We start from the raw sequence: 532 nt of genomic DNA, 5'->3' as shown, positions 1-532 counted from the left end.
TCCTATTTTCTAATGACCGTAAGCAATACCACTAAGTGCTTCGTAGCACACCCACACCACCTTGCGGGGTTCCTTGTTCAGGGAATTCGGGGTTAGTTCCTGCCTTTAAGCAGCGGAATATGCCGACTTTTAGACCCTTTGTGGCAATTAGATTCTCCATTATGGTGTTGTGATTTATCCTGTCGAAAGTGGGTAGCTAGCTAACGAGGTTTCCACTGATTTGGCTCCTTTTCTAACTAGCCCCCTCCGAACCGTGCTTACGAGTTTCCAGGTACACGGCTCTCCAGTACTTTTATTCCCGAGACTTGTCTCGATGTCGGTTTACCGGCGTGTATGACATCATGGCATTTCGGGCAAACCATGAGAGTTTTCCTTTTACGTGCGGACATAATTTGCATCCATTGAGGTTTTTCCTTCCTACCCTTAGTTTTGAGGTCTTTAAGGGCGCGAATATGGTGAACTTCAATGTCCCCTTTTGCCGTTTCATCAAACCCGGAAAAACTGCGGTGCCTCATTACAAGTAACGGGTTTA

1 protein-coding gene is annotated in these 532 nt (G+C 46.4%); it reads right to left on the bottom strand.

Annotation, left to right across the window (positions count from 1 at the left end; genetic code table 11):
* Window positions 1-257: 257 nt before the first annotated feature.
* Window positions 258-532 (bottom strand): hypothetical protein (locus DP117_RS35810; RefSeq protein WP_211176538.1); only part of this gene is annotated, 275 nt, incomplete at its 5' end.

Origin of the sequence: Brasilonema sp. UFV-L1 (assembly GCF_012912105.1) — a bacterium.
Taxonomy (GTDB): Bacteria; Cyanobacteriota; Cyanobacteriia; order Cyanobacteriales; family Nostocaceae; genus Brasilonema.
Note: the sequence above shows the minus strand (reverse complement) of the source record. Positions and strands in the feature narration are given on the sequence as shown.